Below are 22,005 nucleotides of genomic sequence, written 5' to 3' on the forward strand. Positions count from 1 at the left end.
GATGCCGCAAACCGGCCGAACCTGGACCGCACGATCCGGGCCGACCGCTAGGTTGGCGCCATGGACGGCATCTGGCTCGCGGCGCTGAGCGGGCTGATCGGCGGCGGCACGCTGCTGGTCGGGGCTGCCGTCGCATGGTTCGTCGACATCCCGCAGCGCCTGGTGGCGGGCATCATGGCGCTGGGCGCCGGGGTGCTCATCTCGACCCTGGCGTTCGAGCTCGTCGAGGAGGCCGCCGCGGACGGCGGCCTGGTGCCGACGACGGTCGGGTTCCTCGCGGGCGCCGTGCTCTACATCGTCGCGGACTGGCTCGTATCGCGTCCGAAGCAGAGACCCGCCGATCCGCCGGCGAACATCGTGGCGCGCCGCGCCGGCGCCAAGCTCGCGGGCGGCACCGGCGTGGCGATCGCGATCGGCGCCCTCATCGACGGCATCCCGGAGTCGATCGTGATGGGACTCTCGGTGCTCCAAGGCGGCATCAGCATCCCGATCGTGGCGGCCATCGCGATCAGCAACTTTCCCGAGGGACTCGGCTCGACGGCCGCACTCAAGCGCAGCGGCTCGGGCGGGCGGTCGGTCGCGCTGCTGTGGACGGGGATCGCGCTCGTCACGGTGGTCGCCGCAGTGCTGGGATTCGTGGCGTTGCAGGCGGCGCCGGCGAACCTCATCGCGCTCATCACCACGATCGCGGCCGGCGGTCTGCTCGCGATGGTGTGCAACACGATGATCCCCGAGGCGTTCGACGAGCAGCACGCGCTCACCGGCCTGTGGGCGACATTCGGCTTCCTCGGCGCGTTCCTCCTGCACGAGCTCGCCGGCTGACGGAGCCGCTAGCGCGGGCCGTCCGGCCCGTATGAGCGGCTGACGGTCGCGACGCGGACCTGATAGTCCTCGTACCAGACCGCACGCCCGCGTTCCTGGGCGATGACGTGCTCGGTCACCCGCTTCCACGCCGCGGCGGAAGTGTCATCCGCCCAGTAGGAGACGGTGATCCCCAGTCCTTCGCGCGCGGACTCGACACCGAGGAACCCCGGCTGCTGCGAGGCGAGGTCGACCATCCGCTGCGACATCACGCCGTAGCCGTTGTCGCCGCCGGTGCGGAGGGACGTGAAGATGACAGCGGTGTACGGCGGTTCTGGAGTCAGCGCGATCGACATGCTCACATCCTGGCAGTCCCGGTTCCCGAGAGCCGGCCGCGTGGCAAAAGGTGGTGGAGGCTCGCGCGCTGACCTCAGTCCCGCGCGACAGGAGCGATGAGCTCCGTGACCCACTGGTCCTGCGACAGCTCGGGACCCGCCTCGAGGTACACCTCGCGGGTGGGCCCGGTGATCCGGTAGCCGTCGGCGACGACCTGATCCATCAGGGCCATCCACGATCGCCCGATGCTCGGCATGTCGCCGCGGTGCGTGAGCACGGCGGCCGTCGCGATCGGCGGCAGATCGACGACGTCGTATCCCTCACCGGGGACCGGCTCGGGGTCGGCGGTGAAGCTCACGTGCACGGCGAGCTCCTCCGAGTCGGGCACGGCTTCGTACCAGAAGACCCCCGGCTCTCGAGGCTCGCGACCTGCTGCTCCGATTGCGCCGGTGAGTCGTTCAATCAGCGGATCGATCGCCGGTGACACGTTCTCCGGGCCCATCCCGGGCGCGCGTCCCTCGACGGCATAGACGGTGACGGCCCCGATCGGGCGGTATTCGACGGTGGACATGGGTGTGGCCCCTTCGAGGATGTGGAGGCGTTCGTCGATGCGGGCGAGCCGATCGCGGTCGTCGGCGATCGATGTCTCGATCTGCGCGCGGCGCCGCACGAGCACCTCACGCATCGCTGAGGACCGATCCGCCGCCGACAGCACGGCGCCGATCTCATCGAGCCCGCAACCGAGGTCGCGAAGCTCGACCAGCCGCAGCAGATCCGCGAGCTGGGCATCGGCGTAGTACCGATACCCGGTGCGCTCGTCGACATCCGCAGGCGGCAGGATGCCGATCGCGTCGTAGTGACGCAGCATCCTCACGCTGACGCGTCCGATCGCAGCGAACTCTCCGATGGTGTACATGGTGAAGACCACGTTCGACCCTGACACAGTGCGAGAGTCAACCGGAAGGGTCGGATCCTTCTACGGCGGCCTTCGCCGGCTACGCCGTCGCCGACCAGGGGTCGTCGTCGACCGCGGCAGCGCCACTGGCTGGATCGACGTCGACGGTCAGCCCGTGCAGCAGCTCGAGCGCTGCGCGGGCCTCATCGATCCGCCCCTCGACCGCGAGCTCGCGGATCCGCACGGACGGGCGGTGCAGCAGCACGCCGGCGAGGTGCCGCAGCGCAGCCTCGGTCTCATCGCCGGCGCCGCGGGCGCGGGCCCGCGCGATCTCGTCCTCGACGAGCGCGAGCACGTCGCTCCGCAGCGCCGTGATGGCGGGCCCGGCGAGGCGGTCCGCGTGGAACTCGGTCGCGGCATCCCCCACGATCGCCCGTGCGTCGGCGTGCGCGCTGAACTCGGCGAGCGGCGCGTGCAGCCGGATGGTCTCGAGGTCCAGCAGCTCGACCCCGGCCACACCGCCCACGTCGGGGTCGACATTGCGCGGCAGGCCCAGGTCGATGACCAGTACGCGGTGTCCGGGCGTGAACGCCTCGGCGTGCACGACGGCGTCGGCGGTGCAGGTGATCACGACGTCGGCCTCAGCCGCCGCCGCGCGGAAGTCCGTGATCGGGACGAGCGAATGCTTGACGGCGAACGCCTCGGCGCGACCCGACGGCGAGAAGACGTGGATGTCGCCGGCACCACGAGCGCGCAGGGCGTCGACGGTGCGCGCGGCGTACCGCCCCGTGCCCACGACGACGACCCGGGCGGCGGCCCAGTCGGCGACGCGACTGGATGCCAGCTCCAGAGCGAGGCGAACCAGAGAGCGGTGTGCACCTCGCAGCTGCGTGCGATTGCGCACGCCACGGCTGGTGTGGGTCGCCCGCTGGAAGAGGCGCTCGAGCTCGCCGCTGGTCAGGCCGTCGGCCCGCGCGGCGTCGAGTGCGCGGCGCACCTGGCCCGAGATCTCGTCCTCGCCGACGACCATCGACTCGAGACCACTCGTCACCGCGAAGAGGTGGGCAGCCGCATCCGCCCCCTGATGCACGGCGACGGACGACCGCAGGTGGTCGACGGGAATTCCGGATGCCCCGGCCAGCGCGTCCACGACGGATTCGACTGCGACGGCCTCGCCGCCGGTGAGCGGCTCATCGATGTCGAGGTAGGCCTCGAACCGGTTGCACGTGGCGAGGACGACGGCGCCCGAGACGAAGATCTCGTCGTGGACGAGGGCGCGCGTGGCGGACGGTGCGCCCACGGAGAGACGCTCCAGGATGTCGAGGCTCGCGTTCCGGTGGTTCGCGGTCAGACAGAGGAGCACACCCCCATCTTAAGGCACCGCTCCGGACACCGGCTGCGAGAGGGGTCCCACAGAGCGGGAGCCTAAGGTGGAAGGCGTGCCGCTCGACTCCTCCCACCCGATGCTCGCAGAGGGCTACACGCCTCCCCCGCTCGTTCGCGCGTACCGCGGCGAGCGCCTTGAGACGCCCCCGGTGTGGTTCATGCGCCAGGCCGGACGCTCACTGCCCGAGTACCGCGAGCTGCGGGTCGGCACCGACATGCTCGACGCCTGCCTGAACCCCGAGCTCGCCAGCGAGATCACCCTCCAGCCGGTCCGCCGGCACGGAGTGGACGCGGGCATCTTCTTCAGTGACATCGTCATTCCCGTCAAGCTCGCGGGCGTCGACGTGCGCATCGTCGCCGGTCGCGGACCGGTCCTCGAGCATCCGGTGCGGACGGCGGCGGATGTCGCGGCGCTGCCGGTTCTCGATCCCGCAGCGCTCGCCCCCATCCGCGAGGCCGTCGCGCTCACCGTCGCCCAGCTCGGCCCGGCACCGCTCATCGGCTTCGCGGGGGCGCCGTACACGCTCGCGTCGTATCTGGTCGAGGGTGGCCCGTCGAAGGAGCAGCTCAAGACCCGCGCGCTCATGCACTCCGACCCCGCGACGTGGACCGCGCTGCTGTCGTGGTGCGCCGGGATCACCGGTGCCTTCCTCGCGGCCCAGATCGAGTCGGGGGCATCGGCCGGTCAGCTGTTCGACTCGTGGGCCGGCTCGCTCAGCCTCGCGGACTACACCGCGCAGGTCGCACCGTTCTCGGTCCGCGCGCTCGAGCCGGTGCGCGAACTGGGCGTGCCGCTGATCCACTTCGGCGTCGGAACCGGCGAGCTCCTCGCCGCGATGCGCGACATCGGAGTGGATGCCGTCGGCGTCGATTGGCGTCTTCCCCTCGATGAGGCGGCACGACGCCTCGGCGGCGACGTGACCCTGCAGGGCAACATCGACCCTGCGCTGCTGCACGCGCCGTGGCCCGTGCTCGAGGCGCATGTGCGCGACGTCATCGAGCGCGGCCGGGCTGCCCGCGCGCACGTCCTCAACCTCGGCCACGGCGTCCCGCCCGACACCGACCCGACCGTGCTGACGCGCATCGTGGAGTTCGTCCACCGAGATGCCTGAGTTCTCCGTGGTCGGCGGCGGCGTCGCCGGCCTGGTCGCCGCCCGGCGGCTCGCCGCCTCGGGCGCCGCGGTCACGCTCTTCGAGGCATCCGATCGCCTGGGCGGCACGGTCGCGCGGCACGAGGTCGCGGGAATCACGCTGGATGCGGGAGCCGAGAGCTTCGCCGTCCGCGGCGGCGCGGTCGAGGCGCTGCTGACCGAGCTGGGCATGGCGGGCGACATCGTCGCTCCGGCGCCGGGCCCGGCGTGGCTGCAGCCGGCCGACGGCGATGCGGTGCCGCTGCCGGCCACCGCGCTCCTCGGCATCCCCTCCGATCCGCTCGCCGACGACGTGGTGCGGGTGATCGGGCGCGAAGCCGCCGAGCGCGCGGTCGCGCTCGACGCGGCGCCGGTCGCCGCCGTACCTCCGACGCTGGGTGCGCTCGTGCGCGAACGGCTCGGAAGTGACGTGCTCGATCGGCTCGTCGCGCCCGTGGTGCACGGCGTGCACTCGCAGCATCCGGACGATGTTCCTGTCGCCCGCGCACACCCGGGACTGACGGATGCCGTCACCGCGGCGGGTTCGCTCAGCGGTGCCGTCTCGCGGCTGCGCGCCGCCGCTCCCCCCGGCTCGGCGGTGGCCGGCATCCGCCGCGGCATCCATCGGCTGGTTCCCGCGCTCGCTGAGGATCTCGGGAACCTCGGCGGGGACATCCGCCTCGGCACGCGGGTCGGCGACCTCGATGCACTCGGCGGCACGGTGGTCGTCGCGGGCCCCGGCATCGCAGCCCCGGCGGGGCCTGGCCGCCGTATCGACCTCGTCACGCTGGTCGTGGAGCAGGACGAACTGGATGTCGCGCCACGCGGCAGCGGGATGCTCGTGGCCCGGGGCGCACCCGTGGGCGCACGTGCACTCACGCACGCGACCGCGAAGTGGGCGTGGCTGCGCGAAGCCGCCGCCGGACGCCATGTGCTGCGGCTGTCGTATGACGCGACGCCCGCCGATCCGGTCGCATCGGCGCGCGCCGACGCCGAGACGATGCTGGGCGTGCGACTGCCGGTCGTGGCCGGCGCGGCGGTGGTGTCGTGGACGCGACCCGCTCCCGCTGCGCCGCCCACGGGCACCACGGTCGTCGGCGAGACCGTCGCCGGCTCGGGTCTGGCCGGCATCGTCGCCCACGCCGAGCGCACCGCGGCCCAGCTGCTCGGCCGCTGACGCCCCCGCTCCTGTGCGCAGCAACGGGGACACGGGTCGGCAGCGCCGCCCCTCTTAGCCGCGCTCGAGGACCGAACCCCACCTCGCCCACGCGGGCACCGTGAAAGGATGGAACCCATGACTGACGTCTCGGCGAAGCCTGCCTCCGAAGCCCTCGGCTACACGCTGTGGGCCGTGTTCCGCCGCGATCCCGCCATGTCGGCCGGCGGACCCGCGCCGTCGGCGACCGGCGGCGACATGGTCTCTGCGGTCGAGTGGGTCGAAGCATCCGGTGTCGCCGTCCGCGGCTTCTACGACGTGTCGGGCATGCGCGCCGACGCCGACATCATGGTGTGGCTGCACGGCACGACCGACGAGAACGGTGCCGGAACCGCCCCCGAGGTGCTGCAGGCGGGTCTGCGCAAGCTGCGTCGCACCGAGCCGCTGGCGTCGCTGCTGCCGGTCTGGAACGCGATGGGCGTGCACCGCGACGCGGAGTTCAGCTCGAGCCACCTGCCGGCGTTCATGCGCGGCAAGGAGCCGGAGACCTGGCTCACGGTGTACCCGTTCGTGCGCTCGTACGACTGGTACATCCTGCCCGACGACGAGCGGCGGCAGATGCTCGCCGACCACGGCCGCAAGGGCGCGGGCCACCGCAGTGTGCTGAGCAACACGGTGGCCTCGTTCGCCCTCGGCGACTACGAGTGGATCCTCGCTCTCGAAGCGCCCGAGCTGGTGGACCTGGTGGATCTCATGCGCGATCTGCGCCAGACCGAGGCGCGCCGCCATGTGCGCGAAGAGGTCCCCTTCTTCACCGGCCGCCGGATCGAGCTCGACCAGATCCCCGAGGTGCTGGCATGAGTGTGCTCAGGATCGGCACGCGGGGCAGCGTGCTGGCGCTCACGCAGACCGGCATGGTGGCCGACGACCTGACCGATGCGACCGGGGCTGCGACCGAGCTCGTCACGATCACGACCGACGGCGACCGCTCGAACGAGCCGCTCTCGCGCGCAGGGGGCACCGGCCTGTTCACCGGCGCGTTGCGTGACGCCCTCGTCGACGGACGCTGCGACGTGGTGGTGCACTCGCTCAAGGACCTGCCGACCGCCCCTCACGAGCAGCTGGTCGTCGCCGCGATCCCGGCACGCGAGGATCCCCGCGACGCCCTCTGCGCACGCGACGGGCTCACCCTCGATGCCCTGCCTGCGGGCGCTCGCGTCGGCACCGGGTCGCCGCGCCGTATGGCGCAGCTGCGCCGGCGACGCCCCGACCTCGAGGTCGTCGACATCCGCGGCAACGTCGACACGCGCCTCGGCAAGGTCACCAGCGGCGAGCTGGATGCCGTCATCCTCGCCGCCGCCGGGCTCAACCGGATCGGGCGCACCGAGGTCATCACCGAGCTCCTCGACCCCGACGTGTGGCCGACGGCCCCTGGCCAGGGCGCACTGGCCGTCGAGGTCCGTCGTGGCGAGGAAGACCTCGTCCGCGCCCTCGATCATCCCGAGACGCGCGCCGCCGTCGAGGCGGAGCGTGAGGTCCTCGCGCTCCTCGAGGCGGGATGCTCCGCCCCCGTGGGCGCCCGTGCCGTCGTGGACGCCGGTCTGCTGCTGCTCTCGGCCAGCGTCTACAGCCTCGACGGCGCGACCGCGCTGACCTCGTCGCACGCCACGTCCTGGCCCGACGACCAGGGCGATCCGTCGCGCGAGGTCGCGGCATCCGTCGCCCGTGAACTGCTTGACGCCGGCGCCGCCGACCTGACCGGAGCCCGCCCATGAGCAGCCCTTACTCCGAGGAGGCTCGCCCCCTCGACCCCCGGAGAGGACCCGCGAACCGCCCCCGCCGCCTGCGCGCGACGCCCGCGATGAGGCGCCTGGTCGCCGAGACCCGCCTGCACCCCGCCGACCTGATCCTACCGATGTTCGTACGCGAGGGCACGACCGCGCCGATTCCGATCTCGTCCATGCCGGGCGTCGTGCAGCACTCGACCGAATCCCTCAAGAAGGCAGTGACGGATGCCGCGGCCGCCGGCATCGGCGGAATCATGCTGTTCGGCGTGCCCGAGCACAAGGACGCGACCGGCTCGGGGGCGACCGATCCCGAGGGCATCCTGAACGTGGCGACCCGCATCGCGGTCGCCGAAGCCGGTGACGCGCTCGTCGTGCAGACCGATCTGTGCCTGGACGAGTTCACCGATCACGGCCACTGCGGTGTGCTCGACGAGAACGGCTACGTCGACAACGACGCGTCGCTCGAGCGATACCGCGACATGGGCGTCGCCCAGGCCGAGGCCGGCTCGCAGCTGCTGGGGCTCAGCGGCATGATGGACGGCCAGGTGGCCGCGGTGCGCGACGCGCTCGACGGCGCCGGCTTCGGCAACACCCCGATCCTCGCCTACGCGGCCAAGTACGCCTCGGCGTTCTACGGGCCGTTCCGTGAGGCGGTGCAGTCCTCGCTCGAGGGCGACCGGCGCACGTACCAGCAGGACCCGGCCAACCGCCGCGAGGGCATGCGCGAGCTCGACCTCGACCTCGCCGAGGGCGCCGACATCGTCATGGTCAAGCCCGCCATGAGCTACCTCGATGTGCTGGCAGACGCGGCGGCGACGAGCCCCGTCCCGGTGTGGGCGTACCAGGTGTCGGGCGAGTACGCGATGATCGAGGCGGCCGCGGCCCACGGCTGGATCGATCGGCGTCGCGCGATCGAGGAGTCGGTGCTCGGCATCCGCCGCGCCGGCGCCGACGCCGTGCTGACCTATTGGGCGACCGAGCTCGCGGGATGGATCCGATGACGACGAATGCACAGGAATTCGCCCGCGCCCGGGGCGCGATGCCGGGCGGAGTGAACTCGCCGGTGCGCGCGTTCGGCTCGGTCCATGAGACCCCGCGCTTCTTCGTCTCGGCGTCGGGCGCGTACGTCACCGATGTCGAGGATCGCGAGTACGTCGACCTCGTCGGGTCGTGGGGTCCCGCGATCCTCGGGCACGCGCATCCCGCCGTCGTGAAGGCGGTGCAGGATGCTGCGGCCCACGGCCTCGGCTTCGGCGCGAGCACCCCGGGCGAGACCGAGCTGGCCGAGCTCATCGCCGCACGGGTCGTCCGACCCCCGGTCGTCGAGCGAGCGAGGAACGAGCGAGACGAAACGCCTTGGACTGGCGACGACTCGCAGGCTCGGGACGTTTCGTCTCGCTTCGCTCGCTCAACGACCGAGGCGCCCGTCGGGCGCGTGCGCCTGGTCTCCACCGGCACCGAGGCGACGATGACCGCGATCCGCCTCGCCCGCGGCGCGACCGGGCGCGACCTCGTCGTGAAGTTCGCCGGCCACTACCACGGGCACTCCGACGGTCTGCTCGCGGAGGCGGGCTCCGGGGTCGCGACGCTCGCGCTCCCGGGCTCTGCCGGCGTCCCCGCGCCGATCGCCGCGCAGACCCTCGTCATCCCGTACAACGACCTGGACGCCGTCCGCGAGGTGTTCGCCGCGCGAGGCGCCGAGATCGCCGCGGTGATCGTCGAGGCCGCGCCCGCCAACATGGGCATCGTGCCACCGGCGCACGGCTTCAACGCCGCGCTCGCCGACATCGCGCACGCGAATGGCGCTCTGCTCATCCTCGACGAGGTGCTGACCGGCTTCCGCGTCGGCCCCGCCGGCTGGTACGGCATCGACCCGGTCCCGTTCGCGCCCGATCTGATCACGTTCGGCAAGGTCGTCGGCGGCGGGCTCCCGCTCGCCGCGCTCGGCGGGTCCGCGGCGCTCATGGAGCTGCTCGCGCCGCTGGGCCCGGTCTACCAGGCCGGCACGCTGAGCGGCAATCCGCTCGCGGTCGCGGCCGGCCGGGCGACGCTCGACCACCTCGATGCGGCGGCCTATGCCCGCATCGACGCCGCGTCGACGACGATCGCGGATGCCGCGGCATCCGCCCTCTCGGAAGCCGGCGTGACGCACGTCGTGCAGCGCAGCGGAAACCTGTTCTCGATCCAGTTCGCCGAGACGGCGCCGCACGACTACGACACGGTCAAGGCGCAGGAGGCGTTCCGCTATCCGCCGTTCTTCCGGTCGATGCTCGAGCAGGGCGTCTCGCTCCCGCCGTCGGTCTTCGAGGCGTGGTTCGTCTCTGCCGCGCACGACGACGCGGCGGTGGCCCGGATCGTGGATGCGCTGCCCGCCGCCGCTCGCGCCGCCGCGGCCGCGACCCCGGGCTGACCGCAGCGGTTCAGGAGCGATCGAGTCGAGCCTGGAGGGCGCGCGCGATCTCTCCGACGGCGACGAGCTGGTCGGGGGTCAGGGCGTCGACGAAGAGTTCCCTGATCGCGTGGAAGTGCGGCGTGATCGAGCCGCGGAACGCCGCCGCTCCGGCATCCGTGAGCACGATCTCTGCGCCGCGGTTGTCGGTGGCGCAGTCCTCTCGCGAGATCAGGCCGCGTCGTTCCATGCGCGCCAGGTGATGCGAGAGCCGGCTGCGCTCCCACCCGATCTCGGATGCCAGATCCGACGAGCGCAGCCGATGCCCTGGCGCCTCACTGAGACCGAGCAGCACGACGTAGTCCCCCGGTGACAGCCCGGTGTCGTTCTGCAGCCGCCGCCCCAGCTCGGTGCGGACGGCCTCGGTCGTCTCAACGAAGGCGCGCCAGATGTCCAGTTCTTGCCGGTTCGGGGTTCGACGGCCTGTTCGACTCGTGCTCACGGCGCCTCCTTGATTGACACGTCAACTATATCGGGTCCATACTGGATCGCAAAGAGATTGACACGTCAATCTTGTGGACGGCTCGCGAACCGAGCCTGGACGTGAGGAACACACGATGAACGACATCGAGTTCGGACTGAACACCTTCGGAGACGTGCCGGAAGGCGATGACGGCGCGCTCGTGAGCTACGCCGCTGCGATCCGTCAGACGGTGGACGAGGCGGTGCTTGCCGACCAGCTCGGCATCGACGTGTTCCTCGTCGGAGAGCACCACCGCCCCGAGTACGCCATCTCGAGCCCCGAGACGGTGCTCGCCGGCATCGCCACGCGCACCTCCCGCATGCGTCTCGGCTCCGGGGTGACGGTGCTCTCGTCCGATGACCCGGTGCGGGTGTTCCAGCGCTTCGCAACCCTCGACGCGCTCTCGAACGGACGCGCCGAAGTCATCCTCGGCCGCGGTTCGTTCACCGAGTCCTTCCCGCTGTTCGGCTACGACCTGGCCGACTACGACGTGCTGTTCGAGGAGAAGATCGAGCTCTTCGCCGAGCTCGTCAAGGAGCGGCCGGTGACCTGGTCGGGCACGAAGCGCGCGCCGCTGGTCGACGCCGACGTCTTTCCGAAGACCGAGTCCGGACGGCTGAACACGTGGGTGGGTGTCGGCGGCTCCCCGCAGTCCGTCGTGCGCACGGCGCGCTACGGATTCCCGCTCATGCTCGCCATCATCGGCGGCGCTCCGGAGCGCTTCGCACCATACGTCGACCTGTACCGGCGCGCGTCGGAGCAGTTCGGCACGATCGCCCATCCGGTGGGCATGCACTCCCCCGGGTTCATCGCCGAGACCGACGAAGAGGCGCGCGAGCTCGTGTGGCCGCGGTATCGGGTCATCCGCGACCGGATCGGGGCGCTGCGCGGCTGGCCGCCGATCCGTCGCGAGGACTACGACGCCGATATCGCCCACGGGTCGATGTACATCGGCTCGCCCGAGACCGTCGCGCGCAAGATGGCGCACGCCATCCGTGCGCTCGACGTCGGACGATTCGACCTGATCTACACGACCGGCACCATCCCGGCGAGCGCTCGTCTGCGGGCTGTGGAGCTCTACGGAACACGCGTGATCCCGATGGTGCGCGAGCTGCTCGCCGACGCTTCAGTCGGCGCGTCGGTCGACGTCCGGTCATGAGCAACCAGGCAGCGCCCCGCGCCATGACGCTCGGCATCCTCGGCGCCGGCAAGGTGGGCACGGTGCTCGCCCGCCTTGCCGTCGCCGCCGGCTACCGCGTGCTGATCGCGGGCTCCGGCGAGGTCGAGCGCATCGCGCTCACCGTCGACGTCCTCGCTCCCGGCGCGGTCGCCGCGACGGCGCGCGAGACCGCCGCGGGCGCCGACATCGTGATCCTCGCTCTGCCTCTCGGAAAGCACCGTGCCCTGCCGGTGGAGGAGCTGCGCGACAAACTCGTGATCGACGCGATGAACTACTGGTGGGAGGTCGACGGCGTGAGAGCCGACTTCAGCGACCCAGCCACGTCGACGAGCCGGATCGTGCAGCAGTTCCTGCCGCAGTCGCACGTCGTGAAGGCCTTCAACCACATGGGCTACCACGATCTCGAAGCCGAAGCGCGTCCGGGCGGCGAGCCCGGCCGCAAGGCGATCGCCTTGGCCGGCGACGACCCCGACCACCTCGCGGCGGTCGCGCGGCTCGTCGACGACGTGGGCTTCGACCCGGTGCCTGCGGGCACCCTGGCCGACGGCATCCGTCTCCAGCCCGGCGCAGAGGCGTTCGGCGCCAACGTGACGGCCGGCGAACTGCGCGCCATGCTGGATCGCTTCCCAGAGTCGGCGGGCGGGCTCGAGGCGCTGTTCGCGCGCTCCTGAGGGGGACGGATGCCTCGGCTATCGCTCGCCGCGCCCGCGGCGTAGCCTTCTCAGCCATGAGCCGCCGTGCGCTGGTCATCGTCGTCACGCTGCTCGCCGGCATCCTGGTCGGCTGCGCCGGCCCTGCCGGCACCGCCGGTCCTGCGGTGAACGCGACGGCGCCGTCCACCCCGGCACCCACCATCACCGAGATCCGCCACGAGACCGCCGACGCGATCGATACGGCACTGCGCGACGAGCTGCTCGCGATGCTCGCACAGGACCAGGCCGATCGCCTCTCCGGCGACGGTGGTGCCGGTGGGAGCGGCGGCACCGACCAGGAGCGCACCGAACGGCTCGCCGAGATCCTCGCCGAGCACGGCTGGCCGTCGTACTCCCTGGTCGGCGAGGAGGCCGAGGACGCCGCGTGGGCGATCGCGCAGCACTCCGACCACGACCCCGAGTTCCAGCGACTCGCGCTGCGCCACCTTCGCGCAGCCGTGGAGGCCGGCGACGCATCCCCGGGCAACCTCGCCTACCTCACCGACCGGATCGCCGTCGGTGCCGGCCGGCCCCAGGAGTACGGCACGCAGATCGGCTGCGGCGAGGACGGTCCGGCGCCCGCCACCCCCATTCGTGATGAGGCGGGCGTCGATGCCCGCCGCGCCGAGGTCGGACTGGCACCCCTCGCCGACTACTACGCCGAGCTCGAGGCGATCTGCTCCGAGGAGGAGCAGTAGCGCCGGCACCCCAAACATCCGCCATCCCCCTCGTTGAACAGGTCAACCAGCCCTCTACAGGACGTTCGCCGCGCGATTTCTCCTGTGGAACCCCGGTTGACCTGTTGGCAGGCGCCGACCGACTGGCACGCCGACGCATCCGGGAGCGGCTGCGACGACCCGCGACAAACCGCCCCGCTCGCACTAGTGTCGGCTGCACATGGCTCGACTCGACGACGTCCGCCCCCTGGGCACCGAGCTGGAGCGCTCGTACGAGGTGTACGTGCGCGGCCGGCTGAAATTCCGTGTGGGGCAGATGGTCTACGTCGCGTTCTCGCTCGACGAGACGGTCATGGGCTTCGCCTTCCCCAAGGAGGAGCGGGCAGCACTCGTGGGGGGTTCGCCGCGCAAGTTCCAGCTGCCCTCCGAGACCGACATGCGCTTCCACTGGGTCCACGCCGACCTCGCCGCGCTCGACCCCGCCGAGGCGCGCGAACTGGTCGTCGACGCGTGGCGCATGGTGGTGCCGCAGAAGGTCGCGCGTGCCTACGACCTCGCGAATCCAGGCGGCCCGGGCCGGCCGCATCCGCCGACGAAAATGTCCTGAGCCGCGACTCGTGACAGTGCCGCGGCTCAGGACAGGTGGTGGACCTGAGGGGAATCGAACCCCTGACCTCCTCGATGCGAACGAGGCGCGCTACCAACTGCGCTACAGGCCCGTGAACCTCCGCAACATTATCACGGCTCCCCCGCCCCTCCCGAATCGAGCTGGGCCTTCGCCGAGGGGTTACTGACCCGAGGCGCGACGCTCGAGAAGCTGCCGCACGTGCGCCTCGATCTCGGCGTCGTCGACGTAGCCCATGCGCGAGAAGTCGGTGTCATTGGAGGCCACCCGCGCCGTGCGCGCGGTGTCGATCGACGGCGGCCGCTCGGCCTCCGCGCGCGCCCGCATCGCCTCTTCGAGGGCCGCCTGTCGCAGCGCCGCGCGTGCCGCCGCGGCGTCGAGCACGGCAGCCGCACGCGACCCCGCCGAAGCTGTGAGCGGACGCGGCAGCTCGCGCGGCGCCCACTCGCGCTGCTCGCGCTCCAGTTCGACGTCCTGCAGCGGCGTGGCACGCCGCGGTGCGGCATCTGCCATCCGGACGGTCGCACGGGCGGTCACACGCGACATGCGGTGAAGGACGAGAACGGATGCTGCGGCCACCGCGACGCCGCCCCACATCAGCAGCTGCGCGCCACCCGCGAGAACCTCGAAAACGCCCCATCCGGTGAGCGCCAGCCCGGCGATGCCGGCGAGTGTGGCGACCAGGCGCAGTCGTCGTCGGGCCCGCGCACGGCGGGATTCCGGAAGCGCCCGCGCCTGAGCGAGCTCGGCCTGGGCGGCGGCCTCGGCCGCCGCGCGCTCCGCACGCGCGCGCTCGAGGTCGACCCGGGCCGCAGCTTCCGCCGCGATGCGCTCGGCACGGGCTCGTTCCACATCGACCCTGGCCTGCTCGAGTGCGGCCTGCTCGCGCTCGGCGAGCGCTCGCTTGGCGAGACGCTGCTGCGCAGCGGCGGTACGGGCATTGAGCTCGAGGCGCACCTCTTCGGGCGTCTCACTCGTCTCGGCCAGCACACGCAGGGCCTGGTTCAGACGGACGGCGTTGCGTTCGGCGGCGTCGTACTGGCGCCGGCTGTGCCACGAGGGCAGAAGATAGACGAGCCACAAGAGCACGGCGACGAGCACGATGACGCCCCCGCCCAGCACCTGCCCGTCCATGCTGACCACGGTAAGCGACCGGATGCCCGCGCCCCCGCATCCGCTCGCGTGTCGGCGCGCCCCGCTCGCTGTGGATTACGCGTGAAGCCGGTCGGACGGCGGCACCGTAGCCGCGTCCTGAGGCGCCCGGCCCGAGATCCAGCGCTGCAGCACGCCCTCCGGCACGTCCTCGCGCACCAGCGCGAAGGCGTAGTGATCGCGCCAGTCGCCGTCGATGTGGATGAAGCGGCGCCGCAGCCCTTCGTAGCGGAAGCCGAGCTTCTCGACGACGCGCAGGCTTGCGCGGTTCTCCGGCCGGATGCAGATCTCCATGCGATGAAGCCGCAGTTCCGAGAAGCACACGTCGGTCGCGAGAGCGACCGACGTGGGGGTGATGCCGCGACCGGCGAACCGGCGGCTCACCCAGTAGCCGATGGTCGCCGAGGCCAGCGAGCCGCGCGCGATGCCCCACACGTTCAGCTGTCCGGCCACCTCACCGTCGTACTCCATGACGAACGGCACGCCGCCGCCGTCGCGGTACTGCTGCAGCAGCCGGCGCACGCCGACGCGCATGTCGAACGACACCGGCCCGTCAGGGCTGGTGGCCTCCCACGGCCGCAGCCAGTCGCGGTTGCTGAGCAGCTCGTTCTGCAGCACGCGCGCGTCGCGCTGGCGGATCAGCCGGATCGACACCGGGCCATGCCTGCGGGGAGCCGTCAGATCCATGTGACCCCCTCGAACGGGCGGCGTCAGAGCTTCGCCGCGAACTCCTTGAACCAGGGACGCAGATCCGGACCGAGGTCTTCGCGATCGGCCGCGAGCTGCACGATGGCCTTGATGTAGTCCACCCTATCGCCGGTGTCGTACCGACGGCCACGGAACACCACGCCGTACACGCCGGGACCGTCCGGGTCGGCTGCGAGCTCCTGCAGCGCGTCGGTGAGCTGGATCTCGCCGCCCTTGCCGGGCTCGGTGCGCTCGAGGACGTCGAAGACGTCGGGTGCGAGGACGTAGCGGCCGATGATCGCGAGATTTGAGGGCGCCTCTTCCTTCTTCGGCTTCTCGACGAGCCCCGTGACCTTGACCAGGCCGTCGTCGCCCGTCTCTTCGACGGAAGCCACACCGTAGAGGTGGATGTGGTCGGGATCGACCTCCATCAGCGCCACGACCGCGGCGCCGGTGCGCTCGTGCGCGGCGATCATCGTCGTCAGCAGCTCGTCGCGCTCGTCGATGAGGTCGTCACCCAGCATGACCGCGAAGGACGCGTCGCCGACGTGGGCGCGCGCACGCAGCACGGCGTGTCCGAGGCCCTTGGGCTCGCCCTGCCGCACGAAGTGGATGTCGGCGAGGTCGCTGGATTCGAGCACGCGACGCAGCCGGTCGTCGTCGCCCTTGTCCTTCAGCTTCTCCTCGAGCTCGGGCACCGAGTCGAAGTGGTTCGAGATGGCGTTCTTGTTGCGCCCGATGATCACGAGGATGTCGTCGATGCCCGCCTGGGCCGCCTCTTCGACCACGTACTGGATCGCGGGTTTGTCGACGACGGGGAGCATCTCCTTCGGCATCGCCTTCGTCGCCGGAAGGAAGCGGGTGCCGAGGCCTGCGGCCGGGATGACGGCCTTGATCGAGGTGTGGGGCATGGACCGATTCTAGGCTCAGCCGAGGTTCCGCCCGCGCTCGCCTGCCGTCGCCCGGCGGCCGCCACGTAGAATCGGGGCATGCCCGATGCCATCGCCGATGCCAAGCGGGCGCTGCGCGCTGAGATCCGCGAGCGGCGCCAGCTGCTCTCCGAGCAGGCGCGCGAGACGGCCGCGGACGGCATCCACGCACAGCTCGACGCGCTCGTCGACGAGCTCGGCGTCCGATCGATGTCGTGTTTCCTCTCGACGACGGCGGAGCCGGGCACCCGGGCTTTCGTGACGGATGCCGTGGCCCGCGGCATCCGGATCCTCCTTCCTGTGACGCGCACCGACGGTCTGCTCGACTGGGCGGTCGCCACCGCCGACGGCGACATCGCGGAGGGCATGTACGGCCTGCCCGAGCCGGTCGGCGAACTGCTCGGGCCGATCGCGGTCAACGACGTGGACCTGCTCGTGATCCCGGCCGCCGCCGTCGACGACACCGGCATGCGCCTGGGCTGGGGGCGAGGGTTCTTCGACAAGACCCTCGGCTCGATGCAGCGCTGCCCTCCGGTCTACGCGGTCGTCTACGACTCCGAGGTGATCGACGAGGTCCCCAGCGACGTCCACGACCAGCGCGTGACCGGAATCGTCACACCGACTCGCACCATCACCCTCGCGCCGACCCGGCGCTGAACGCACCCGAACCCTCCGAGAGAGCCATGCCCACCTACGCCTACGCCTGCAAGCAGTGCGGTCACCGCTTCGACGCGGTGCAGTCCTTCGCCGACCCCACCCTCACCGAATGCCCCGAATGCGGCGGGCCGCTGCGCAAGGAGTACGGCTCGATCGGCGTGACCTTCAACGGCTCCGGCTTCTACCGCACGGATTCCCGCGCCGGCGCGAAGACCGCCGGCGGCGGGTCGGATGCCTCGGGTAGCGCCCCCGCGCCCGCTCCGACATCATCGAAGTCGGAGGCGAAGGCCTCCCCCGCATCCACGGGTTCATGACCGGCAGCCGCCGGGGCAAGTGAGGGGGATTCACGTGATCAAGGGCTTCAAGGAGTTCATTCTCCGCGGCAACGTCATCGATCTGGCGGTCGCAGTCGTCATCGGCGCGGCTTTCACGGCCATCGTCAACGCGCTCGTCGAGGGCTTCATCAATCCGCTCATCGGCGTCATCTTCCAGCTCGGCGATTTGAGCAGCTGGGTCTGGGAGGTCCCGACGCTGTCGGGCGGTGTCTCCAGCTTCGCGATCGGCGCCATCGTCGGCGCGCTCATCAATTTCCTCGCTGTCGCGGTCATCGTCTACTTCGTCTTCGTCATGCCGATGAACCACTGGAAGGAGCGCCAGGCTGCGAAGGCCGGCACCGGCGCACCTGAGGAGGAGCCGCTGCCCACCGAGCAGGAGCTCCTGGTGCAGATCCGCGACCTGCTCGAGAAGACCACGCCCGCTCGTTGAGCGAGCGGCAAGAATCCCGGTCGTTGAGCGAGCGAGCGCCAGCGAGCGAGACGAAACGCCCCGGAACATCCGCGAAGCCTCGACGCGTTTCGTCTCGCTCCGCTCGCTCAGCGACCGGGGTCAGGGGCTCGTCTCGCTCCGCTCGCTCAACGACCGGAACGCCGCTCAGTAGTGCGGCGGGACGTCTCGCTTGAGGCGCTCGTCGTTCGGACCCTTTGAGATCCCGGATGCCTCGGCCGAGGTGTCCGGGATCTCTTCTTCGTCTGCGGGTACCGGTTCGGGCGTGGTCCCGGGTGCAGGCGTGAGCTTGGCCCGACGGGACCCGGGCACCCGCTCGATCCGCTGACGCCTAGTCGACGACATCGATGGGCTGCGTCTCGCTGTCGACGCGCGGGGCGTCGGGCGGTACGCCGAGCATCGCGGCGATGCGCTTGGCGACATCCGCGGGATCGCGATAGAGGTCGAACGAGTGCACGCGCACGTAGTGCCAGCCGAGGCGCCGCAGCACCTGCGGGCGCAGACGGAGCGATTCGCGCAGCGACTCGCCGATCGTCTCGGGGTCGCTCTCGACCACCACCGCCTTGCCGTCGTACTGGGCGACGAGCGGCAGCCGGCCACGGTAGTGGACGTCGACAGACAGTCCTGCGCGGCGCAGCTCGCGTGCGAGGGCCAGCGTGAGCGGGTCGGCGAGGTCTTCGAGCCGCGCCTCGCGCGCACGCGCGGCGATGCCGCCGAGGATCGTCATGAGCGTCGCGGCACCGTATTCGAGGCGGCCGTCGTCGAAGGCGGATGGGCGGATCGACGACACGATCACCATCGAGCGCCGGGCCCGTGTCATGCCGACGGTCAGCAGCCGCTCGCCGTCCGGCGTCGAGAGGTCGCCGAAGTCGCTCAGCACGCGACCGTGCTTGGTGAGGCCGAAGCCGAGCGAGAAGATGACCCGGTCGCGGCTCTCGGCGACCGACTCCTCGAGCGTCAGCACGGCGAACGGCTCGGCGGTATCGCGCGAGACGAAGTCGGCGACGTCGGAGCGTCCCGCAAAGGCCGCCTCGACAGCGGCGCGGATGCGCTCGGCGTGCCGGGTGCTCGCCGTGACGACCATGAGCGACTCGCTGCCACGATTGACGGCATGCTCGACGACGAGCGTCACGACGCGGGCCACTTCGGCGTCGGGACTCTCGACGGCGCCGGTGATCGGGTCGGGCGTGCCGTTCCCGCCCTCGACGTAGTCCACCGCGAGGCTGCCGCGACCGAGGTACGAGCCGGCCCACGGCAGCGACACCAGCTCGCCGCCGTAGAACGCGTCGTTGACGAGCTCGGCCAGGTCTTCGCCGCCCGCGCGGTAGCTGCGGGTGAGCGTCTCGACAGGCAGCAGCTCGGCGAGGCGTTCGAACACGCTCGTCGTGTCGAAGGGCACCTCGGACTCGTCCTCCTGAGGCGCCGCGGTCGTCGATCCCGGACCCGGAGCACTCGAGAAGCTCGCGGCGACGCGGAACGGCGTCGGCTTCTGGGTGACCGGGTCTCCGAAGGCGACCACCTGCACAGCGCGGCGCAGCGCGGGCGCGGCCTCGGCCAGGCACAGGGCCGCTGCATCCGCCACCACGACGACGTCGAATCCGATCGACGCGGGGATGCGAGGAACGTCGTAGGGCGAGGCCAGCCACACCGGCGCGAGCGTGCGAGAGAGCGTCGGCGCAACCGCGGCGAGTTCGCCCGCCGAGATCGTGCCGCGCTTCAACGCCTTCTTGAGCGCATCGGCCTCATCGGCGTGGTCGACGATGCCGATGCGCCACTGCGTCGCCAGCTGCGCCGCGAGAAGGGGGCCGGATGCCGCAGCATGGGCTTCGTCGACGAGCCGGAAGTCGCGCTCGAGCCGGTCGACGACGGCGGTGTTCGCGCCGAGGACCGCCCGATCGGTGCGCAGCAGCAGCTCGAGGGCCGACTGCCACCAGGCGAACTCGAGCTCGGCGGCGACGCGGTCTTCGGGCACGTGCCGCACCGACAGCTCGGTGAGCAGCGGCTCGAGGCCGAGTGCGGCCAGCTCGGTGCGCAGCGTCGCGCGCTCCTTGAGGTTGTCGAAGACGTCGGAGTCGGCGGCGAGTCCCGCGAGTGTGCGCACGAGCTGCTTCACGGGCATGCTCGCCAGCTGCTCCGGCGCCTCGCGGCCGAGGACCGCGTCGAGCTCGGCGAGGTCGGCGTCCACGCGCTGCCACGCGACGTGCACGTCGCTGAGTCCCAGGGGCAGCTCCGGGCTGACACCGGCATCGACATAGCGCTGCCACTCGGTCCGCTGCTGCTGGATGCGCACCAGCGCCTCGTGCATGTCGGGCACGTGCACGCCCGGCCGCACGTACTCCCGCGACAGCCGGCGCAGGCGACGGCGGTTCGCATTCGTCATGTTCGGCGAATCGCGCCGCGACCCGTGCGCCTGGATCAGCTCGCCCAGCGGGCGCTCGTAGACGGTCAGGCTGAATCGGTCGAGCGAGTCGCGGATGCCCTGCAGCAGCCGCAGGTAGGTGCCGAGTTCCGCGATCGTGCGGAACGGCCGCATGCGCGTCTGCCCGATCAGCTCGTAGCCACGCTCCAGCAGGCTCGGCACATCGCTGCGATGCAGTTTGCCCGCCAGCGCGTGCGCCGCACGGGCCTGGTCGACGGTCGCGAAGGTGACGCCGTACCAGGGCGAGTCGTCCGGACCGAAGCGGAACTCACCCAGTCGTGCGGCGGCGGCGAGCTTGCTCGCGGCCTCGCGGCGCGTGGTGGCCAGACGCTCGAGCGCGTCGACGTCGAACCGCGCCGCGGTCTGCGGCGGCGCATCCCCCTCGGCGAGTGACGCGAGCGCGCGCAGGATCTCGAGCACCGAGACGCCGAGTGACGGATGCCGCGCCGTCACAGCGGCGCGGTAGTCGCGGAGCACTCCCCGCAGGCGCACGAGCGCGTCGTCGATGTCGGCGACCTTGGGCGGCTGCGACTTCTCATTGCGCCCGATGGCGCGGATGAGGTCGCGCTGCAACCGGTCGGGCGAGACCGCCAGTCCGGCGAGCCCGACGCCGGCGAGGCGGTGCCGCACGCCGTCGAGGGTCGACCGGCGGGCGCTCACGACGAGCACCCGCTTGCCGTCGCGCACGAGGGCGCCGACGGCGTTGATGACGGTCTGGGTGCCGCCGGTGCCCGGAAGCGTGTGGACGACGAGCGACTGGCCGGCGGCGATCCGTGCGAGCACCTGCTCCTGCTCGGAGTCGGCGTCGAGCAGGAGCATGTCCGCCGCAGGCGGCCGGTCGTCGGGGCTCGTCAACGCCGGCGCTTCGCGCCGCGCCGTGAGGGCTTCGCGATCGGCGGGGTGCCCCGCCAGCGCGTTGAGAACGGGGTGATTCAGATCGGCGGCGTCGGCGGCCATCGGCCCGCCGACGTCGGCGAAGCTCGACACCAGCAGACGAGGGCTGACGGCATACGACTCGATCGAGGATGTCAGCGCCCGTAGGTGGTCGATGACCGGCTGCGGCTTGAACACGCCCCCGTCGTACGCGAGCGCCGACAGGCCGCCGGCGTCGATCGAGATGCCGAAGTGGGTGCGCAGCGCACGGACCAGTTCGGGGTTGACCGAGAACGTGCCGTGCAGCTTCAGCTCGAAGTCGCCATGGTGGCGGCGGATCGCGAGAGGCCGCAGCAGCACGGGTGCCGTGCAGGCCATCCCACCGATGCGCCACGAGGCGAGGCCGACAGCGAGCCGCACCGAGTCGAGACCGCGCGTGGTGCGCAGTTCGAGGTTCTTCGCGGTGATGCGCTCGGCGGCGAGCCGGGCACCGCGCAGCGCGACCTCGTCGCGGAACAGGTTCGACAGCAGCGTCGATCGTCCGGTGATGAACTGGGGAAGGCTGCCCGGGTGTGCCTTCGTGATCTCGATCGCGGCGTCGGCGTCCGCGAAGTGCAGCAGCGTCGAGCGGCCGCCGAGAGCCGCGGACTGCTGACGCAGCCGATCCCGCTCCGGCTCGGCGACATGGACGACGGTGACGTCCGGTTCGGCGAGGCCGAGGTCGCCGGGGGTCACGTCGTACCCGGGCACGGCGTCCTCTGCGCCGACCACGGCGCTCCGTTCTCCTCGCCACACACGAGCCACCCTAAGCGCGACACGCTCAGGGCACTTGCAATGGACCTGAGTTTCGCGGTATTGGCGCGCCGGGCGATGGCGGCTCCTCCCCAGGCGCTCCCACACGCGGGTTGCCCACAGTCCGGTCGTGCAC

The 22,005-nt window shown here is 71.5% G+C and carries 22 protein-coding genes and 1 tRNA gene; 14 read left to right on the forward strand and 9 right to left on the reverse strand.

The window, feature by feature from the left end:
- The first annotated feature begins 60 nt into the window (after window positions 1–60).
- Complete coding sequence (locus HF576_RS01110) at window positions 61–822, forward strand: ZIP family metal transporter (protein ID WP_168910949.1); 762 nt, start codon at window positions 61–63, stop codon at window positions 820–822.
- An 8-nt stretch (window positions 823–830) separates the two neighbouring features.
- Here the strand turns inward: HF576_RS01110 and HF576_RS01115 are convergent, their stop codons facing one another.
- The 3 genes from HF576_RS01115 to HF576_RS01125 form a co-directional block, all read right to left on the reverse strand.
- On the reverse strand, window positions 831–1,157 hold the full coding sequence (locus HF576_RS01115; RefSeq protein WP_168910950.1) for an antibiotic biosynthesis monooxygenase family protein: 327 nt from the start codon (window positions 1,155–1,157) through the stop codon (window positions 831–833).
- Between the two features lie 74 nt (window positions 1,158–1,231).
- Window positions 1,232–2,080 carry a MerR family transcriptional regulator gene (locus HF576_RS01120; protein WP_343234137.1) on the reverse strand — a complete coding sequence of 283 codons (849 nt, stop codon included), beginning with the start codon at window positions 2,078–2,080 and terminating at the stop codon, window positions 1,232–1,234.
- 52 nt (window positions 2,081–2,132) lie between these two features.
- Window positions 2,133–3,395, reverse strand: coding sequence for a glutamyl-tRNA reductase (locus tag HF576_RS01125; protein ID WP_168910951.1), 1,263 nt, complete (start codon window positions 3,393–3,395; stop codon window positions 2,133–2,135).
- Between the two features lie 76 nt (window positions 3,396–3,471).
- Here HF576_RS01125 and hemE point away from each other — a divergent pair, with 76 nt between their 5' ends.
- The 6 genes from hemE to hemL all read left to right on the forward strand — a co-directional run bounded on the left by hemE (window position 3,472) and on the right by hemL (window position 9,901).
- Window positions 3,472–4,530 carry a uroporphyrinogen decarboxylase gene (gene hemE / locus HF576_RS01130; protein ID WP_425522962.1) on the forward strand — a complete coding sequence of 353 codons (1,059 nt, stop codon included), beginning with the start codon at window positions 3,472–3,474 and terminating at the stop codon, window positions 4,528–4,530.
- The gene (locus HF576_RS01135; RefSeq protein ID WP_168910952.1) at window positions 4,523–5,725 is read left to right on the forward strand and encodes a protoporphyrinogen/coproporphyrinogen oxidase; all 1,203 of its coding nucleotides are present in this window, start codon (window positions 4,523–4,525) and stop codon (window positions 5,723–5,725) included. Before hemE ends, HF576_RS01135 begins: the two co-directional genes overlap by 8 nt.
- Window positions 5,726–5,842: 117 nt before the next feature.
- Window positions 5,843–6,565 carry a hydrogen peroxide-dependent heme synthase gene (hemQ, locus tag HF576_RS01140; protein WP_205834610.1) on the forward strand — a complete coding sequence of 241 codons (723 nt, stop codon included), beginning with the start codon at window positions 5,843–5,845 and terminating at the stop codon, window positions 6,563–6,565.
- Window positions 6,562–7,479 (forward strand): hydroxymethylbilane synthase, encoded by a 918-nt coding sequence (hemC, locus tag HF576_RS01145; protein WP_168910954.1) that lies wholly within the window; start codon window positions 6,562–6,564, stop codon window positions 7,477–7,479. Before hemQ ends, hemC begins: the two co-directional genes overlap by 4 nt.
- Window positions 7,480–7,565: 86 nt before the next feature.
- Entirely contained in the window at window positions 7,566–8,492 is a 927-nt protein-coding gene (gene hemB, locus HF576_RS01150; RefSeq protein WP_240948670.1) for a porphobilinogen synthase, read from the forward strand.
- Window positions 8,489–9,901 (forward strand): glutamate-1-semialdehyde 2,1-aminomutase, encoded by a 1,413-nt coding sequence (gene hemL, locus HF576_RS01155; protein ID WP_168910956.1) that lies wholly within the window; start codon window positions 8,489–8,491, stop codon window positions 9,899–9,901. Before hemB ends, hemL begins: the two co-directional genes overlap by 4 nt.
- Window positions 9,902–9,911: 10 nt before the next feature.
- Here hemL and HF576_RS01160 read toward each other — a convergent pair whose 3' ends face one another.
- Window positions 9,912–10,382, reverse strand: a complete 471-nt coding sequence (locus HF576_RS01160) for a MarR family transcriptional regulator (protein ID WP_168910957.1) — start codon at window positions 10,380–10,382, stop codon at window positions 9,912–9,914.
- 115 nt (window positions 10,383–10,497) lie between these two features.
- Here HF576_RS01160 and HF576_RS01165 point away from each other — a divergent pair, with 115 nt between their 5' ends.
- The 4 genes from HF576_RS01165 to HF576_RS01180 all read left to right on the forward strand — a co-directional run bounded on the left by HF576_RS01165 (window position 10,498) and on the right by HF576_RS01180 (window position 13,559).
- Complete coding sequence (locus HF576_RS01165; protein ID WP_168910958.1) at window positions 10,498–11,562, forward strand: LLM class flavin-dependent oxidoreductase; 1,065 nt, start codon at window positions 10,498–10,500, stop codon at window positions 11,560–11,562.
- Complete coding sequence (locus tag HF576_RS01170; RefSeq protein WP_240948609.1) at window positions 11,559–12,254, forward strand: NADPH-dependent F420 reductase; 696 nt, start codon at window positions 11,559–11,561, stop codon at window positions 12,252–12,254. The genes HF576_RS01165 and HF576_RS01170 overlap by 4 nt, the downstream gene beginning before the upstream one ends.
- Before the next feature lie 56 nt (window positions 12,255–12,310).
- A complete protein-coding gene (locus tag HF576_RS01175) occupies window positions 12,311–12,973 on the forward strand; it encodes a DUF6624 domain-containing protein (protein ID WP_168910959.1) in 663 nt (220 codons plus the stop codon).
- A gap of 199 nt (window positions 12,974–13,172) precedes the next feature.
- Window positions 13,173–13,559: an MmcQ/YjbR family DNA-binding protein gene (locus HF576_RS01180; RefSeq protein ID WP_168910960.1), complete on the forward strand. Its 387-nt coding sequence runs from the start codon at window positions 13,173–13,175 to the stop codon at window positions 13,557–13,559.
- 36 nt (window positions 13,560–13,595) lie between these two features.
- Here HF576_RS01180 and HF576_RS01185 read toward each other — a convergent pair.
- The 4 genes from HF576_RS01185 to galU form a co-directional block, all read right to left on the reverse strand.
- Window positions 13,596–13,671, reverse strand: a tRNA-Ala gene (locus HF576_RS01185).
- 68 nt (window positions 13,672–13,739) lie between these two features.
- A complete protein-coding gene (locus HF576_RS01190) occupies window positions 13,740–14,711 on the reverse strand; it encodes a large exoprotein (RefSeq protein WP_168910961.1) in 972 nt (323 codons plus the stop codon).
- Window positions 14,712–14,786: 75 nt separating this feature from the next.
- The gene (locus HF576_RS01195; RefSeq protein ID WP_168910962.1) at window positions 14,787–15,416 is read right to left on the reverse strand and encodes a GNAT family N-acetyltransferase; all 630 of its coding nucleotides are present in this window, start codon (window positions 15,414–15,416) and stop codon (window positions 14,787–14,789) included.
- Window positions 15,417–15,439: 23 nt separating this feature from the next.
- Window positions 15,440–16,327, reverse strand: coding sequence for a UTP--glucose-1-phosphate uridylyltransferase GalU (gene galU, locus HF576_RS01200; RefSeq protein ID WP_168910963.1), 888 nt, complete (start codon window positions 16,325–16,327; stop codon window positions 15,440–15,442).
- Window positions 16,328–16,405: 78 nt separating this feature from the next.
- Between galU and HF576_RS01205 the strand changes: the two genes are divergently transcribed.
- Genes HF576_RS01205 through mscL form a run of 3 tightly spaced genes read left to right on the forward strand, consistent with a single transcriptional unit; the run spans window position 16,406 to window position 17,767 of the window.
- Window positions 16,406–17,002, forward strand: coding sequence for a 5-formyltetrahydrofolate cyclo-ligase (locus HF576_RS01205; protein WP_168910964.1), 597 nt, complete (start codon window positions 16,406–16,408; stop codon window positions 17,000–17,002).
- 26 nt (window positions 17,003–17,028) lie between these two features.
- Window positions 17,029–17,316 (forward strand): FmdB family zinc ribbon protein, encoded by a 288-nt coding sequence (locus HF576_RS01210; protein WP_168910965.1) that lies wholly within the window; start codon window positions 17,029–17,031, stop codon window positions 17,314–17,316.
- 34 nt (window positions 17,317–17,350) lie between these two features.
- Window positions 17,351–17,767 carry a large conductance mechanosensitive channel protein MscL gene (mscL, locus tag HF576_RS01215; protein ID WP_168910966.1) on the forward strand — a complete coding sequence of 139 codons (417 nt, stop codon included), beginning with the start codon at window positions 17,351–17,353 and terminating at the stop codon, window positions 17,765–17,767.
- 349 nt (window positions 17,768–18,116) lie between these two features.
- On the opposite strand, the gene HF576_RS01225 is transcribed toward mscL, so the two are convergent.
- Window positions 18,117–21,848, reverse strand: a complete 3,732-nt coding sequence (locus HF576_RS01225; RefSeq protein ID WP_168910968.1) for an AAA family ATPase — start codon at window positions 21,846–21,848, stop codon at window positions 18,117–18,119.
- Window positions 21,849–22,005: the final 157 nt, after the last annotated feature.

The sequence above is a fragment of the Microbacterium salsuginis genome, assembly GCF_012524205.1.
GTDB classification, from domain to species: domain Bacteria; phylum Actinomycetota; class Actinomycetes; order Actinomycetales; family Microbacteriaceae; genus Microbacterium; species Microbacterium salsuginis.

Excerpts from the sequence above, each read along its gene's own strand:
- HF576_RS01190 (WP_168910961.1), bottom strand. The coding sequence starts at position 14,711 with ATGGACGGGCAGGTGCTGGGCGGGGGCGTCATCGTGCTCGTCGCCGTG.
- HF576_RS01110 (WP_168910949.1), top strand. The coding sequence starts at position 61 with ATGGACGGCATCTGGCTCGCGGCGCTGAGCGGGCTGATCGGCGGCGGC.
- hemB (WP_240948670.1), top strand. The coding sequence starts at position 7,566 with ATGAGGCGCCTGGTCGCCGAGACCCGCCTGCACCCCGCCGACCTGATC.
- hemL (WP_168910956.1), top strand. The coding sequence starts at position 8,489 with ATGACGACGAATGCACAGGAATTCGCCCGCGCCCGGGGCGCGATGCCG.
- galU (WP_168910963.1), bottom strand. The coding sequence starts at position 16,327 with ATGCCCCACACCTCGATCAAGGCCGTCATCCCGGCCGCAGGCCTCGGC.
- hemQ (WP_205834610.1), top strand. The coding sequence starts at position 5,843 with ATGACTGACGTCTCGGCGAAGCCTGCCTCCGAAGCCCTCGGCTACACG.
- HF576_RS01135 (WP_168910952.1), top strand. The coding sequence starts at position 4,523 with ATGCCTGAGTTCTCCGTGGTCGGCGGCGGCGTCGCCGGCCTGGTCGCC.
- hemC (WP_168910954.1), top strand. The coding sequence starts at position 6,562 with ATGAGTGTGCTCAGGATCGGCACGCGGGGCAGCGTGCTGGCGCTCACG.
- HF576_RS01180 (WP_168910960.1), top strand. The coding sequence starts at position 13,173 with ATGGCTCGACTCGACGACGTCCGCCCCCTGGGCACCGAGCTGGAGCGC.
- HF576_RS01115 (WP_168910950.1), bottom strand. The coding sequence starts at position 1,157 with ATGTCGATCGCGCTGACTCCAGAACCGCCGTACACCGCTGTCATCTTC.
- HF576_RS01170 (WP_240948609.1), top strand. The coding sequence starts at position 11,559 with ATGAGCAACCAGGCAGCGCCCCGCGCCATGACGCTCGGCATCCTCGGC.
- HF576_RS01210 (WP_168910965.1), top strand. The coding sequence starts at position 17,029 with ATGCCCACCTACGCCTACGCCTGCAAGCAGTGCGGTCACCGCTTCGAC.
- HF576_RS01175 (WP_168910959.1), top strand. The coding sequence starts at position 12,311 with ATGAGCCGCCGTGCGCTGGTCATCGTCGTCACGCTGCTCGCCGGCATC.
- HF576_RS01165 (WP_168910958.1), top strand. The coding sequence starts at position 10,498 with ATGAACGACATCGAGTTCGGACTGAACACCTTCGGAGACGTGCCGGAA.
- HF576_RS01205 (WP_168910964.1), top strand. The coding sequence starts at position 16,406 with ATGCCCGATGCCATCGCCGATGCCAAGCGGGCGCTGCGCGCTGAGATC.
- HF576_RS01195 (WP_168910962.1), bottom strand. The coding sequence starts at position 15,416 with ATGGATCTGACGGCTCCCCGCAGGCATGGCCCGGTGTCGATCCGGCTG.